The organism is Amycolatopsis sp. CA-230715, from assembly GCF_018736145.1.
GTDB lineage: Bacteria > Actinomycetota > Actinomycetes > Mycobacteriales > Pseudonocardiaceae > Amycolatopsis.
Genome location: NZ_CP059997.1, coordinates 9,026,582 through 9,040,630 on the forward strand (window position 1 = coordinate 9,026,582; position 14,049 = coordinate 9,040,630).

Sequence of the window (14,049 nt, forward strand, 5' to 3'; positions counted from 1 at the left end):
GGGTGACGACCATCCTCGAACTCGCCGCGGCGGACAGCGCGGGCGTCCGGCTCGCCGAGCTCGCGGACCACCTCGGCGCGCCGCGATCCTCAGTGCACGGACTGGTCAAGGGTTTGGTGGCCACCGGCTACCTGCGCGACGACGGCGGCACCTACACGATCGGCCCCGCTGTCGGCGCGTTGCTCGCCGCCGCACCGCCGACCGTCGGGCAAGCGGCGAAACCCGCGATGCAGCAACTCGTCGCGCAGTTCGGCGAGACCGTCATGCTCGCCTCGCTCATCGGGGATTCCGTGGTGTACACCGAGACCGTCGAATCCACGCAGATGATCCGGTACTCGGCGCCGTTGCGCACCCGGCGACCGTTGTACCCCACCAGTTCGGGGAAGTGCATCCTCGCCTTCGCCACCGGCCGCTTCCGGGAAAACTACCTCGCCACCCACCTCGCCGACGACGGTCAGCGGGAACGGGTGGCGCGCGAACTGGCGGAAATCGCCGAGGCGGGCGTCGCGATCAACCGGGGCGAGACGATGCCCGACGTGTACGGCGTCGGGGTGCCCATCGTCCACAACGGACGCGTCATGGCAGTGATCGCGGTCGCGGGACCGAGCAACCGCATGCGGGACAACATCGGCGATATCGCCGAGGCCGCGAAGGTGGCCGCGCACGAGGTGGCCGCGCGGATGGCCGGGCAGCGTTCGGCCATGCCCCGACGGCCTCAGTAGCCCTCCCCGACCAGCAGGGTCTGGGCGGACCGGCGGAACGCGGCCACCAGGTTCGCGGTATCCCCGACGCGGGTGGCGAGCACCACCTGACAGGGCTCGACCCCGTGCAGCGGGATCGAGGTCAGGTCCGGCCGGGCGCTATCGGCACGCAGCCCGGCGGGCACGATGGCGACCGCCCGCCCGGACGCGATCAGATCGAACGAGTCCTCGAGGTGGCCGACCAGCGGCCCGTCGGGTGCCGACGTGCCGTCGGGGCGGGGGTCGACACGCCAGAACGAGTCCCACTCGGCATTGGGCAACCTCGGCATCGGCTCAGTCGCGATGTCGTCGAGAGTGACCGATTCCCGGCCGGCCAGCCGGTGGTCCCCGGCGACGAGCAGGACACGGGGCTCGTGGTGCAGGACGGTGACACGCAGTCCGTCGGTGGCGAACGGCAGCCGCGTCACGACGGCGTCCACACGGTGGCCGAACAGGGCCGTCCGCACCTCGGCCAACTCCAGGTGCTGGGTGTGCACCTCGGCCTCGGGGTGGTCGTGGCGTAGTTGCCGCACCGCCGGAGTGATGATCAGCCCACGCGTGTGGCCTACGGTGACCCGGCTTGGCACCGCGGCCGCGCTGGCGGCCGCCGCGGCCGTCGCGGCGACCGCCAGCAACTGCCTGGCGTGGGGCAGGAACGCGGCCCCGGCCGGGGTCAGGCGGGTGCCCTGCCGGTCGCGGTCCAGCAGCCGGGCTCCGACACGCTGCTCAAGGGTCCGTATCTGGCGGCTCAGGGTCGGCTGGGTGACGTGCAGCAGTACCGCGGCGCGGCCGAAGTGCTGCTGCTCGGCGACCACCGTGAAGTAGCGGACCAGCCGGAGGTCGAACTCGGCCGACGGTGCCGCGTTGGTCGTGCCCACAACACCGTAAGATAGCTCACTCGCTAGCCGTGATGCCTGAAACGCGTCACGGGATGCGAAACAAGCCTTGGACGCAGCCCCTCGGCAGCGCGGAGTGTTGGTACGGACGAGGAGGACGCCATGCGACTGATCTGCATCGAAGAACACGCTGTCGACCCGGAGATAATGCGGGCCGCCAAGTCCACAATGGACCGTGATGCGCCGTATCTGCGGGCGCAGAGTTCGGCCAACGCCGCGGCCCCGAACGGTGACGGCCGCGGCCAGCGCGTTGTCGACCTGGCCGTGGCCAACCGGATGGGCGTCGACCTTGGTGCGGGACGGCTGCGGGACATGGACGAACACGGCATCGACATGCAGATCGTGTCCTACACCAGCCCGGCCCAGCTCGCCCCGCCCGAGCAGGCCGTCGCACTGACCACGACCGCCAACGACCGGCTCGCGGCGGCCGTCGCCGCCAATCCGCTGCGGTTGCAAGGGTTCGCCGTCCTGCCCTGGCAGGCCCCGCTGGCGGCAGCCGAGGAACTGGACCGGGCCGTGGCCGAGCTGGGTCTCAAGGCGGTGCTCATCGTCGGCCGCCCCGGTGAGACGTTTCTCGACGCGCCCCGGTACGAGCCGGTGCTTGGCAAACTCGCCGAGCTGCGGGTGCCGCTCTACCTGCACCCGTACTACCCGATCCCACAGGTGCGGGAGGCCTACTACGCCGGCCTGCCCGACGCGGTGAGCACCGAGTTTTCCCTTGGCGCCTGGGGCTGGCACCACGAGGCCGGGATCCACCTGCTCCGCCTGATCCTGTCCGGGGTGTTCGAGCGGTTCCCCGCGTTGCAGGTGATCAGTGGCCACTGGGGCGAGATGGTGCCCTTCTACCTGAGCCGGCTCGACCAGGTCCTGCCTACCGCGGTCACCGGCCTTTCCGCGAGCATCAGCGAGATCTTCCGCAGGCACGTGTGGGTCACCCCGAGCGGCATGTTCAACGTGCCGCACTTCCAATTCGTGCGTGACACCGTCGGCGTCGACCGGATCATCTGGTCGACCGACTACCCGTACGTGAGCATGGACGGCACCCGGTCCTTCCTGGACAGCCTGCCGCTCACCGAGCGGGAACGGCGGCAGATCACGCACGGCAACGCCGAGACCCTGTTCCGGCTGCCTTCTTGACGTGATGCGTCGCGGTGAGCACCGTCCTGTTGGGCTGATCGGGCCGGGGGACTTTGGTCCTCGCGGGCCTGTTCGAGCGCCCCTCCCGCTGCTTCACTCCGGATACCGGGCTTCCGCGCCCGCGAACTTCACCACCGGAGGGACCGCGATGAGGACTGTGTTGGTGGCCGCGTCCGTCGCGCTGGCCACGGTGGTGGTGATCGCACCGGCCGCCGGTGCGACGTCGCCGGAATCCGTGCCGGGAGTTGCCATCGCTCCGGACAACCGCACGAGCTCGATCTACGGCCGCAACGGAGTGAACGACAACGGCGATGTCGTCGGCGGCCACGACACGGGTGGCGAGACCCATGGATTCCTTTGGCACAACGGAAAGCTCAGCGACCTCGGCGTGCTGGAAGGCGGGAACTACAGCCTCGCGACGGCGGTCGACGACATCGGCGACATCGTCGGGTGGAGCGGCGACCGCGATGGCGGGAAGCCGTTGCACGCCGTGCTGTGGCGCTGCGGGCGCATCACCGATCTCGGTTCGCTGGGCGGCAACAGCTTCCCGGCGGCGATCAACAACTACGGGACGATCGTCGGGGAAAGCGCGCCCGACGATCAGGGGTCGGAGCCGAGCGCGGTCCGGTGGCGCTTCGGCGCGATGCAGGTGCTACCCGCGCTCCCCGGTACTACCGGCGGCACCGCGGCACTGGTGAACGACCGGGGCGACATCGCCGGGGTCAACGTGCTCGCCACCGGCGGCAGGCACGCGGTGCTGTGGCGCGGCGGGAAGGTCGTGGACCTCGGTCCCGGCTGGCCGGTCAGCCTCGACCAGGACGGGAGGCTCCTCGTCGAGAGCGTCGACGCCGAAGGGAACGCCTACCGCTTCATCTGGGTGGACGGCAACCGGGTCACCCCACCGGCGGGCGTCACGGATATCGACGGACTCGGCGAGCATGATCAGGTGTTCGGCAGGTACCAGCCGAACGGGTCCGCCGAGCGACGCGGCTTCCTTTGGTACGGAAGCGAATTCGTTGATCTGGGCCCGTTCAGCCCCACCTCGGTGAACGCACGCGGCCAGGTTCTCGGCCGCGGCTCCACCGACGGCGTCGCCGGTGTGTGGTACCGCGGCCGGATCACCGCGCTGCTTCCCGTGCCGGGGCGCGGCAAGGCCAACCCGATCCGGATCAACGACGGCGGGCTGGTCGCGGGCAGCACGGGATGGGACACCGCGACCGTGTGGACCGTGCCCGTGCGCTGACCCCGTGCGGCCGGGGGAGTTGCCGGACCAGGTAATTCATGTGTTAACTACCCGGGTGGATGATCGGCACGCCGCGAGCGAACTCGACTTCTGGTCGTTCGTCGAGCTCGCCAACACTCGGCTGGCACGCGAGTTCGGGTTCTCCCATCCGCTCGCCACCGAGGTGCTGCTGACCCTGAACCGGGCTTCCAGTGTGGTCACCTACGACCTGGAAGCCACCGTCCACCGCCCGCGCGGGCGTTCGTGGTCCGGTTTCCGGCTGCTGTTCGTGACCTGGCTGGCCGGTCCGCTGGAGGCGAAGAAGGCGGCGGAGCTGACCGGCATGAGCCGCGCCGCGGTCTCCAACCTGGCGAAGACGCTGGTCGTCGACGGGCTGCTGGAGCGGACGCCGGGGGAGCACGACGGCCGGTCGGTGCTGCTGTCCCTCACCAAGCGCGGGCAGGTGGAGATGGTCGAGGTCTTCCGCGCGCAGAACGAGCGCGAGCACGAGTGGGCTGGTGTGCTCACCGAGACCGAACAGCGGATCTTGGTGCTGTTGCTCAACAAGCTGATCACCGACCGGGGCCGGTTCCGCGGCCGCACCTGAGCGCGTTCCCGGTGCGCCCTTGCGTGCCCCGGCGGGTAGTACATAAGTTAACTACGTCGGACGGGTGAGGAGGGCGAGGCCGGGAATGAGCATCTTCGCTGGGTTCTTCGACGACGCGGCGGTGTTCCCGCCGGGGTCGAAGCCGTTGCCCCAAGCCGTCCCCGATCACCTCGGTCACCGCTCGGCCGGGTACGGCGACCTGGTCGGCCCGCTGGTACTGGCCGCGCCCGCGCTCGCCGATCTCGGCCAGCTCGTGCGCGAGCCGGTGGCGATCTCGGTGACCGCGCCGGGCGGCCCGGCGCAGGTGGCGGACGCGCTCGCCCGCGCGGCGGACCTTCCGGTGCACGTGACCGGGCTCGAAGTCGCGGTGCCCGCGGACTCATCGGTGCCGGAGTTCTTCGCTGCCTTGGAGCGGGTCGATGACGTGCCGGTGTTCGTCGAGGTGCCCCGCGACGCGCGCCGCGCCGAGGTGATCGCGACCTGCGCGAAGACCGGTCACCACGCCAAGTTCCGCACCGGCGGGGTGAAGGCGGAGCTGTACCCGGACGAGGCCGAGCTGGCCGCCGCGATCGTGGCGGTGGTGGTGGCCGGGGTGCCGTTCAAGGCGACCGCCGGGTTGCACCACGCGCTGCGGAACACCGATCCGGAGACCGGTTTCGAGCAGCACGGGTTCCTCAACCTGCTGACCGCGACCGCGGCGGCTCGCGACGGTGCGTCCGAGGCCGACCTGGCCGGGTTGCTCGCTGACCGCGACGGCGCCGTCGTCGCGCGCCGGGTGTCCGAAATGGACGCTGGCGCGCGGGAATCGTTCCGCTCGTTCGGCACCTGCAGCATCATCGAGCCGGTGACCGAGGTGGTGGGCCTCGGCCTGGTACCCGCTTCGGTGCTGGGAGAAGGAGAGAAGGCGTGACCAGGATCGACATCCCCGACGGCTCGCTGTTCGGGGTGGCCAACCTGCCCTACGGCGTGTTCGCCCCGCGCGGTGCCGCACCCCGGGTCGGCGTGCGGGTCGGCGATTCGGTGGTGGACCTCGCCGCCGCGCTCGGCGACGACGTGTTCGCGCGGCCGAGCCTCAACGCGTTCATGGCGCAGGGGTACGAGCGCTGGGTGGAGGTGCGGTCCCGGATCACCGAGCTGGTCGGCGGCGACGTGCCCGAGGCCGCGGTGTTCGGGCTCGACGAGGTCGAACTGCGGCTGCCGTTCGAGGTCGCCGACTACGTCGACTTCTACGCGTCGGAACACCACGCGTCCAATCTCGGCAGGCTGTTCCGGCCCGGCGCCGAGCCGCTGATGCCGAACTGGAAGCACCTTCCGGTGGGCTACCACGGCAGAGCGGGCACGGTGGTCGTGTCGGGCACGGACATCGTGCGCCCCTGCGGGCAGCGCAAGGCGCCGGACGAGGACGCGCCGAGCTACGGCGAGTGCCGCCGCCTCGACATCGAGGCGGAACTGGGTTTCGTCGTCGGCACACCGTCCCCGCTCGGCAGCACGGTGTCCACTGTGGACTTCGAGCGGCACGTGTTCGGCGCGGTGCTGGTGAACGACTGGTCGGCGCGGGACATCCAGGCATGGGAGTACGTTCCGCTGGGCCCGTTCCTCGGCAAGAGCTTCGCGACTTCGATCTCGGCTTGGGTGGTGCCGCTGCTCGCACTGCGGCAGGCGCGGGTGCCGACCCCGCCGCAGGATCCGGAGCCCTTGCCGTACCTGCGGGAGGAAGCGCCGTGGGGCCTCGACATCGACCTCTCGGTGGCCTGGAACGGGCAGGAGGTCACGCGCCCGCCGTACCGCGAGATGTACTGGTCGCCTGCGCAGATGCTGGCGCACCTGACGGTCAACGGGGCGTCCTCGCGCACCGGCGACCTGTACGCCTCCGGCACGATCTCGGGTCCGGAAAAGGAGCAGCGGGGCGCGTTCATCGAGCTGACCTGGGGCGGGAAGGAGCCGGTGATGGTCGCCGGTGAGGAGCGCTCGTTCCTGGTCGACGGGGACGAGGTGGTCATCTCGGCCACGGCTCCCGGGGCCACGGGGCGCATCGGCTTCGGCGAGGTGCGCGGCCGCATCCTGCCCGCGAGGGTGCCGTAGCCGGCCTGGACCCGGTGGTAGTTTGTGCGGGGGCAGGCCCGTCCGCCGCGCACGCACAGGAGCACGATGAAGTACCTCGAAGCCGAAGATCGCGCGGACGTGTTCGTGCTGCACGACTTCGACGAGCACGTCGTCGATCTCGGCGAGGTCCGCCTTAACTACAGCACCGTCGGCGACCCTGCGCTGCCCCCGCTCGTGCTGGTGCCCGGTCAGTGCAATTCCTGGTGGGCGTACGAGAAAGCGATGCCGCTGCTCACCGAAGCGTTCCAGGTGTTCGCCGTCGACCTGCGCGGGCAGGGCCGCTCGACGTGGACCCCCGGCCGCTACACGATCGACAACTTCGGCAACGATCTCGTGCGCTTCCTCGACCTCGTGGTCGGCAGGCCCGCGATCGTGAGCGGACACTCCTCCGGTGGTGTGGTGTCGGCGTGGCTGGCCGCTTTCGCGAAGCCGGGCCAGGTGCGCGCGACCGTGTGGGAGGACGCGCCGATCTTCGCCTCCGAAACCGAGCCTGCCTGCGGCCCGTCGATCCGGCAGGGAGCGGGGCCGATTTTCGGGCTGTGGAACAAATGGCTCGGTGACCAGTGGTCCATCGGCGATGTCGACGGCATGCAGAAGGCGTTGCCGCGGGAACTCCCGCCCGCGCTGCTGGCGTGGCTGTCGCGGATCGCGCCGCCCCGCCAACCTGCCGCGTCGGGTGTGCCGCAGAACCTGAGGGAGTACGACCCGGAATGGGGCCGCGCCTTCCTTTCGGGATCGGTCGCCGCCTCGTGCGATCACGAGAACCTGGTCTCGCACGTGAAGGTCCCGGTGCTGTTCACCCACCACAGCCGCCAGGAGGACCCGTCCACCGGCAGCCTGATGGGCGCGATCTCGGACACGCAGGTGCGCCGGGTCGAAGAACTCGTGACCGCGGCCGGCCAGGAGTTCACCTACCGGTCGTTCCCCGAGATGCCGCATTCGATGCACGAGCACGATCCCCGGTTGTTCGCGGACACCGTGCTCGGCTGGGCCGAGGGGCTCGGCTGAGCACCGGGGCGCGCAAGCGGGTCTTCCTGACCGGTGCGACCGGGAACTGGGGCCGCTACATCGTCCGGCAGTTCGCGGAGCGCGCGGACCGGTTCGACGTGGTCGCGCTCGTGCTGCCCGCGGAACGGGCGGCGATCCGGGAATTCGAGGACGTCGGCAACCTCACCGTCGTGCCGGGGGATTTCACCGACTACGCCGCGGTGGAGCGCTGCGTACGCGGCGCCGATTTCGTGCTGCACGTCGGCGCCGTGGTCTCCCCGTTCGCGGACGACCATCCCGAGCTCGCGCACCGGGTGAACGTGGGCGGTGTCCGCACCATCGTCGAGGCGGTCCGCGCGCAGCCGGATCCGTCGGCGATCGGCGTCGTCGGCGTCGGATCGGTCGCCGAGACCGGTGGCCGGAACCCGCCGCACCACTGGGGCCGGGTCGGGGACCCGCTACGGGTGTCCCACTACGACGAGTACGGGCAGAGCAAGATCGTGGCGGAGAAGGCGCTCGTCGACTCGGGCCTGCCGAAGTGGGCATGGCTGCGGCAGACGGGCATCTTCCACCCCGGCGTGCTCGAGATCCGCGATCCGATCATCACGCACACCCCGTTCGGTGGCGTGATGGAATGGGTTTCGGTGGAGGACGCCGCGCGGTTGATGGTGGGCATCTGCGAAGACGGGGTGCCCGCGGAGTTCTGGGGCGGCGTCCACAACATCGGTGGCGGTGCCGCGTGGCGGTTGACGAACTGGGAGTTCCACACCGGACTGGCCGGCGCCGTCGGCGTCGAGGACGTGCGATCCTGGTACGAGCGCGACTGGTTCGCGCTCCGGAACTTCCACGGCCAGTGGTACACCGATTCGGATCGCCTGCACGAGCTCGTGCCGTTCCGGCGCGACACGTTCGACGACGCACTGCGGCGCGCGGTCGAGGCCGCGCCGCGATCGGTGCGCATGGCGGGGAAGGTACCGTCCTGGGTCGTCAAGCACCTCGTCCTGAAACCGATGGCACGGAAACCGCGGGGCACGATGTCGTTCCTCCGCAATGGCGACGACGAACGCGTCCGCGCGTACTTCGGATCCAGGGCAGAATGGGCGGCGATCGGGGACTGGTCCACGTTCCAACCGCCGGACCCGGACCGCGTTCCCACCGTGCTCGACCACGGGTACGACGAGTCGAAGCCATCGTCCGAATGGTCCACTGTGGACTATTCTGGTGCCGCCCGGTTCCGTGGCGGCGAACTGCTGAGCGCCGATGTGCGCCGGGGCGCGGTCGCGACCCCGCTGAGCTGGCGGTGCGGATTCGGCCACGAGTTCACGGGAAGCCCGAAGCTCATCCTCACGGCGGGCCATTGGTGCCCTACGTGTGTGCGGGATACCTGGCAGTACGACCGGCAGGCTGAGCGCAGCGAGTTCCTTGCTCAGTTGACGCCGGAGCAGTAGCGGGACCGTCAGAAGTTGTCGGTGGCTTTGGGTAGGGTTGTCAATGGGGGCTGCATTTTTGGGTTTGCTCGCGTTTTTGGTGGGCACGGTGAAAGTTGCCAACGGAACGAAAACCTTCGGCCACCTTGGATAGCGTCCCCGGCGCACTGACGGTCCCGTTCGCTTTTTGGGTTCTGTTTCGTTGGGGGCGCGTTGTGGCAGGTTGTGATCGTTTCTGTACCCGGTTGGGTTAATGGTTTGTTGGTAGAATTGCGGTGTGGACGTACTGGAGATTTCGTCGGATCGGGTTGTTGCTAATTCTGCGGAGCATTGGAAGAGGTGGTCTCGGTATGGGGATGCCATGTTGCTGCGGCAAATCGCGCGGATGAATGGGGAGTGGTCGCGAAGATCGGTGTTGGCCTGGGTGGCGTTGTCGTGCAACTGCACCCAGGCGGGGGCGGAGCGGAAGGCGGCGCTCGCTGACGCGTTGACTTCATACCTGCCGCGGACACTGGAGGCGCTGGAGAACGGGCTCATTGATGAAGGTATGGCAGCGAAGGTGTTCGAAGCCACCGCCTGCGCATCCCAGGATGTCGCGCGGGAAGTGGACTCGCGGCTGAAGTTCGAGAACAAGAACTCGGCCTCACTGCGGAGGATGGTCAACACGCTGCTGATGCGAGTCGACCCGGAGGGGTACGAGGCGCGGCGCCGGGCGAAGGCGGCGGCGCGGATGCTGGAAATCCGGCATGGGGATCATGGGTCCTCGACCCTGTTCGCCGAACTGCCCTCGGATCGCGCCCAGGCCATCTACGCCGCCTGCGATCGGGATGCGTTGGAGAAGAAGCGCCAAGGTGACAAGCGCACGATGGATCAGCTTCGAGTCGATGCGTTGGTGGAGCGGTGCCTGGGCGGGGAGTGTGGTGGTAAGCCGAAAGCGCAGATCTTCGTCTACGTCGACCTTCCCACGTTGATGGGGATGCGGAACAATCCGGGTGAACTCGCCGGGTGCGGGGAAATCTCACCCGAGATGGCCCGCGAGATCGCCTTCGATTCGAACTCGGTGTGGAACCGCATCGTGTCCGAACCGATGACCGGGCTACCGGTCGACATGGGACGCAAGAGCTACCGGCCATCGGCACAGATGCGCAAGTACGTCCAAGTGTTGCACCGCACCTGTTGCATGCTGGGATGTTCCCGACCCGCCCAATACTCCGACCTCGACCACGCACAGCCCTGGAGCGAGGGCGGCGGGACCGACAAGGTCAACATCCGCCCGTTCTGCCGGGTGCACCACGGCCTGCGTGACGAACCCGGCTGGGAATTCCACACCGACGCCAACGGCATCACCACCATCACCACCCCCGACGGCCGCACCTACACCGACGACCCCACCGGGTTCATCTGACCGACAGCCAGCAGCGGCGACCGAACCAAAGCGCATTCCACCTCGGGCTCCTGGTACGAGAGAACTGGCTTCCGCAAAGACCTCTCCCACCAGGAGCCCGCAGATTCAGGAACAGCACTCAGCTTGTCGTTTAAGGGCTCGGTGGGTGAGGTGTACCCCAGTTGATCATGAGCGCAGCCCTTGGTCGATGATTCCTCTTGCGACAGAAGGAAGATCGACTCAAGGGCTGCGTGATCAGTGTGCATGATGGTGATCGGGGGCAGGCGCTCGGGGACCTGAACCGGTTCCGGCAGGAGTTCTATGGGTGCTTGTCTCGCCGGTCCGATGGGTTGTTCGAGCTGGCCGATGCGGTGTTGTGCACTGATGGGCCGGTCCGGACACTGGTCGGGTTGTCGCTGGCGCCGGAGCATCGGCGTGGGCGTGGCGGCCTGTATGACGCGATCAACAACGGCCGGGTCGACCTCGATCGGTTGCGCACCGTGGTGGCCGGTCTGCCGTTGCCCCGCGCGGCGGATGGGCGGCTGGTGCTCGCGGTGGACGTTTCCCCGTGGTTACGGCCCGACGGCGCGACCTGTCCGGCCCGCTCGTTTTGTCACACCTACGGGCGCGGTAAGGACGAGCACCGGATGATTCCTGGCTGGCCGTACTCGGTCGTGGCCGCGTTGGAGAGCGGGCGCACCTCGTGGACGGCGCTGCTGGACGCGGTCCGGCTACTGCCCGGCGCCGATGTCGCCGCGGTGACCACCGGACAGATCCGCGATGTGGTGGAACGACTCATCGCCGCGGGCCAGTGGCACCAGGGTGACCGGGAGATCCTGGTGGTCTTGGATGCTGGCTACGACGCGCCGCGCATCGCCTATCTGCTTGCCGATCTGCCTGTGCGGATCCTGGGGCGGATGCGCTCGGACCGAGTGTTGCGCCGCCCAGCACCGGCCCGGAGATCGGGTGTCGCCGGACGGCCGTCGCGCCACGGTGGCGAGTTCGTCTTCGGTGTCCCGGCCACCTGGGGTTCCGAGCATGTCGTGACCAGCACTGACACCCGGCTCTACGGATTGGCGACCGCGCAGGCGTGGAACCGGTTGCATCCCAAGCTGACCAGCAGGGCCGCCTGGACCGGCCACGAGGGACCGCTGCCGATCATCAAGGGGACGGTGATCCGGCTCCGGGTCGAGCGCCTGCCCAGCGGTGGAGTGAACAAACCAGTCTGGCTGTGGTTCTCCGGCGTCGATACCACCCCGGCCGAGGTCGACCGCTGCTGGCAGATGTTCCTGCGCCGCTTCGATATCGAACACACCTTCCGCCTGCTCAAGCAGACGCTCGGCTGGACACGGCCCCGGCTGCGCGCCCCGGAGGCCGCCGACCGCTGGACCTGGCTGATGATCGCCGTCCACACCCAACTCCGGCTGGCCCGGTCGTTGGTCACCGATCTGCGCCGCCCCTGGGAACGCCCCGCCAACCCGACCAGACTGACCCCGGCCCGGGTCCGGCGCGGGTTCCGCAACATCCGCACGAAGACCACACGTCCAGCGGCGGCACCGAAACCCACCCGACCAGGACCAGGCCGCCCCGCCGGGTCGAAGAACTCCTTTACAGCGCAACGCTTCGACGCCGGACGCGTCCTCGCAACCGGCCAGGCACACGCTCGACCAGCACACCACAAAAAAGGCACCAAACCACGCCGCACCACTTAAACGACAAGCTCAGTGGTTGACGAACAGTTCGAGATCGTTGTGCCCGTCGCAGAAGGTCCAGTCGAACTTCGTGTTGACCAGTTCGTGCCAGTAGTTGTTCGTGTCCAGGCCCCAGATTCCGTACTTGTTGACGCTCACGCACTTCTGCCGCCCCGGCGGGGTGTTCGGGGTGAGCACCGTCAACGTCAGGCTGGTGAGGTCCTTCCAATAGATGCGCTGGCCCGGTTTCGGGCCGCCCATCAGGTTGACCGCGCTCCAGGTGTTCTGGAAGTCGCCGTACTTCTGCAGATGCTCGGGATCGGTTTCGCAGCCGTTGTTGTTCGTCCGCACGAGCCTGGTCCAAGAGTCGCTGCCGGACGCCGGGTCCCGGTAGCGGGCCGTCACCCAGGCGGGAATGCACTCGTTCGTATTGGACAGCGCGGTGACGTCGAACCACATGTTGAACGCCTTGAACTCCTCGTTCCCCGCGGCGGACGCGGGCGCCGCGTTGGCGGACACCACACTCAGGCTGATTCCGGCGAATACCGCGAGAAGCTTTTGGAATAAACTGCGTTTACCTGTTCGCATGGCACAAGAACACCAGAGGCGGTGATGTCGCTCAACGAACGAAAGGGCAGCCAGTGAGGCCGGGTCAGAAACCCTTGTGGAAGCGTTCGGTGAGCTGCATTCCGAGCTGCCGGTTGACCGGGCGGAGACCGCCGTCGTCGGCGAGGCGATCGAGAAGATCCGGCAAGTGGACGTCGTAGGCGGCTTCGACCAGATCGGCGTACACCTCGCCGGTGACGCGCGCCCGGCGCCACGCGATCAGGCCGAGGCAGCAGCCGAGTACGGCACTGGGCCACCACACGGCCCCGAGCGCCACGTACAACACCGCCCAGCCGCCGAGCGCGGTGGCGTCGTCGAGGCGCTGCCTCGCTTCGGCGAGCTGGCCGCGCGTGCTCTCGGGGAGCAGCAGCCAGAACCGTGACCACGACGATCCGTCCAGCCCGTACTCCTTCCACACCCGGTCCATCGCGGCGGCGAGCCGGTCGCCGAGCCAGGTCGGGAACCGCGGTTCGGCGAGCGAGATGGCGTTGCGCCGCAACCGTTTCCGAGGATCCTCGGCGGCAGCGTCGAGTGCGTGCCACCGCCGGTTGCGCCGGTCGGTGAGCGCGGTGGACAGCGGCGCGAGCGGGCGGGGCCACCGGCCGGACAGCGCTCGCTCGACCGGGCGGCCGAGGGCTCGAGCCGCGAGACCGGCGCCCGCCGAGGCGACCAGCAACGCCAACACGAGCAGGAGCATCCGGGACCCCTGCTGCCCGGTCCCGGTGAACTGGTCCAAGCGCTGCCAGAGCAGCCCGGCGTCGGCCCACCGGCGGTGGCCGAGCAGCCCGGCGACCACGGCGAGGCTGACGAACAACGCGCCGGGGAGCACCAGCGCGGCGACCCACCGCTCCGCGAGCTTCTTGCCGAGCTCGGCGAGGAAACCGGTCATCGAGCCCCCTCAGTCGGCCACGAACCGCAACGTCTGCTCGAACAGATGGCACTGGGGCGGCTCCCCACCGGCCGACCGGGTCTCGACGCGGCCGCACGTCCCCGCCGGGCAGACATGCACACCGGTGACCGGCTCGAACGAGGCCGACGGCAACGAAGTGGGGAGTCCGCGCGAGGGTTGCCCGTCTTCGTCGTCCCCAAGTCCCAGCCGCACCAAGAAGTCCGAGACCGGTTCGCCTCGGCGTGCCGCCAGGGCGGCCTGTTCGACGACGGCACGGATTTCCGCGGACGCGGCGCCGCGGAAGGATCTGCGCAGCCGCGGCAGCGCGCTGCACAGGGTGGCAAGCTCGTCCGTCACAGC

Annotated in this window: 14 protein-coding genes; 10 read left to right on the forward strand and 4 right to left on the reverse strand. The window is 69.0% G+C overall.

Features of this window, described 5'->3' with window-relative positions; translation table 11 throughout:
- Nucleotides 1-2 precede the first annotated feature (2 nt).
- Nucleotides 3-722 carry an IclR family transcriptional regulator gene (locus tag HUW46_RS42090; protein WP_254125500.1) on the forward strand — a complete coding sequence of 240 codons (720 nt, stop codon included), beginning with the start codon at nt 3-5 and terminating at the stop codon, nt 720-722.
- Here the strand turns inward: HUW46_RS42090 and HUW46_RS42095 are convergent.
- Nucleotides 716-1,618, reverse strand: coding sequence for a LysR family transcriptional regulator (locus HUW46_RS42095; RefSeq protein ID WP_215544236.1), 903 nt, complete (start codon nt 1,616-1,618; stop codon nt 716-718). The genes HUW46_RS42090 and HUW46_RS42095 overlap by 7 nt on opposite strands.
- Nucleotides 1,619-1,738: 120 nt before the next feature.
- Here HUW46_RS42095 and HUW46_RS42100 point away from each other — a divergent pair, with 120 nt between their 5' ends.
- The 9 genes from HUW46_RS42100 to HUW46_RS42140 all read left to right on the forward strand — a co-directional run bounded on the left by HUW46_RS42100 (nt 1,739) and on the right by HUW46_RS42140 (nt 12,215).
- The gene (locus HUW46_RS42100; protein WP_215544237.1) at nt 1,739-2,773 is read left to right on the forward strand and encodes an amidohydrolase family protein; all 1,035 of its coding nucleotides are present in this window, start codon (nt 1,739-1,741) and stop codon (nt 2,771-2,773) included.
- A 148-nt stretch (nt 2,774-2,921) separates the two neighbouring features.
- Nucleotides 2,922-4,016: a hypothetical protein gene (locus HUW46_RS42105; RefSeq protein ID WP_215544238.1), complete on the forward strand. Its 1,095-nt coding sequence runs from the start codon at nt 2,922-2,924 to the stop codon at nt 4,014-4,016.
- Nucleotides 4,017-4,071: 55 nt separating this feature from the next.
- Entirely contained in the window at nt 4,072-4,602 is a 531-nt protein-coding gene (locus HUW46_RS42110) for a MarR family winged helix-turn-helix transcriptional regulator (RefSeq protein ID WP_254125502.1), read from the forward strand.
- Between the two features lie 85 nt (nt 4,603-4,687).
- The gene (locus HUW46_RS42115) at nt 4,688-5,512 is read left to right on the forward strand and encodes a hypothetical protein (RefSeq protein WP_215544240.1); all 825 of its coding nucleotides are present in this window, start codon (nt 4,688-4,690) and stop codon (nt 5,510-5,512) included.
- Complete coding sequence (gene fahA / locus HUW46_RS42120; protein ID WP_215544241.1) at nt 5,509-6,684, forward strand: fumarylacetoacetase; 1,176 nt, start codon at nt 5,509-5,511, stop codon at nt 6,682-6,684. Before HUW46_RS42115 ends, fahA begins: the two co-directional genes overlap by 4 nt.
- A gap of 66 nt (nt 6,685-6,750) precedes the next feature.
- Entirely contained in the window at nt 6,751-7,713 is a 963-nt protein-coding gene (locus HUW46_RS42125; RefSeq protein ID WP_215544242.1) for an alpha/beta hydrolase, read from the forward strand.
- A gap of 26 nt (nt 7,714-7,739) precedes the next feature.
- Nucleotides 7,740-9,140, forward strand: coding sequence for an NAD-dependent epimerase/dehydratase family protein (locus tag HUW46_RS42130; RefSeq protein ID WP_256451460.1), 1,401 nt, complete (start codon nt 7,740-7,742; stop codon nt 9,138-9,140).
- A gap of 340 nt (nt 9,141-9,480) precedes the next feature.
- Nucleotides 9,481-10,524: an HNH endonuclease signature motif containing protein gene (locus HUW46_RS42135; protein ID WP_215544243.1), complete on the forward strand. Its 1,044-nt coding sequence runs from the start codon at nt 9,481-9,483 to the stop codon at nt 10,522-10,524.
- Between the two features lie 197 nt (nt 10,525-10,721).
- Entirely contained in the window at nt 10,722-12,215 is a 1,494-nt protein-coding gene (locus tag HUW46_RS42140; RefSeq protein ID WP_254125504.1) for an NF041680 family putative transposase, read from the forward strand.
- A 9-nt stretch (nt 12,216-12,224) separates the two neighbouring features.
- Here HUW46_RS42140 and HUW46_RS42145 read toward each other — a convergent pair whose 3' ends face one another.
- The 3 genes from HUW46_RS42145 to HUW46_RS42155 all read right to left on the reverse strand — a co-directional run bounded on the left by HUW46_RS42145 (nt 12,225) and on the right by HUW46_RS42155 (nt 14,046).
- Nucleotides 12,225-12,713, reverse strand: a complete 489-nt coding sequence (locus HUW46_RS42145; protein WP_215544244.1) for a hypothetical protein — start codon at nt 12,711-12,713, stop codon at nt 12,225-12,227.
- Nucleotides 12,714-12,846: 133 nt separating this feature from the next.
- Nucleotides 12,847-13,689 carry a hypothetical protein gene (locus HUW46_RS42150; RefSeq protein WP_215544245.1) on the reverse strand — a complete coding sequence of 281 codons (843 nt, stop codon included), beginning with the start codon at nt 13,687-13,689 and terminating at the stop codon, nt 12,847-12,849.
- A 9-nt stretch (nt 13,690-13,698) separates the two neighbouring features.
- Complete coding sequence (locus HUW46_RS42155; protein WP_215544246.1) at nt 13,699-14,046, reverse strand: hypothetical protein; 348 nt, start codon at nt 14,044-14,046, stop codon at nt 13,699-13,701.
- Nucleotides 14,047-14,049: the final 3 nt, after the last annotated feature.

What these genes read in the sequence shown, in the direction of transcription:
- HUW46_RS42100 (WP_215544237.1), top strand. Translation starts at nt 1,739, where the DNA reads ATGCGACTGATCTGCATCGAAGAACACGCTGTCGACCCGGAGATAATG.
- HUW46_RS42105 (WP_215544238.1), top strand. Translation starts at nt 2,922, where the DNA reads ATGAGGACTGTGTTGGTGGCCGCGTCCGTCGCGCTGGCCACGGTGGTG.
- HUW46_RS42115 (WP_215544240.1), top strand. Translation starts at nt 4,688, where the DNA reads ATGAGCATCTTCGCTGGGTTCTTCGACGACGCGGCGGTGTTCCCGCCG.
- HUW46_RS42125 (WP_215544242.1), top strand. Translation starts at nt 6,751, where the DNA reads ATGAAGTACCTCGAAGCCGAAGATCGCGCGGACGTGTTCGTGCTGCAC.
- HUW46_RS42135 (WP_215544243.1), top strand. Translation starts at nt 9,481, where the DNA reads ATGTTGCTGCGGCAAATCGCGCGGATGAATGGGGAGTGGTCGCGAAGA.
- HUW46_RS42150 (WP_215544245.1), bottom strand. Translation starts at nt 13,689, where the DNA reads ATGACCGGTTTCCTCGCCGAGCTCGGCAAGAAGCTCGCGGAGCGGTGG.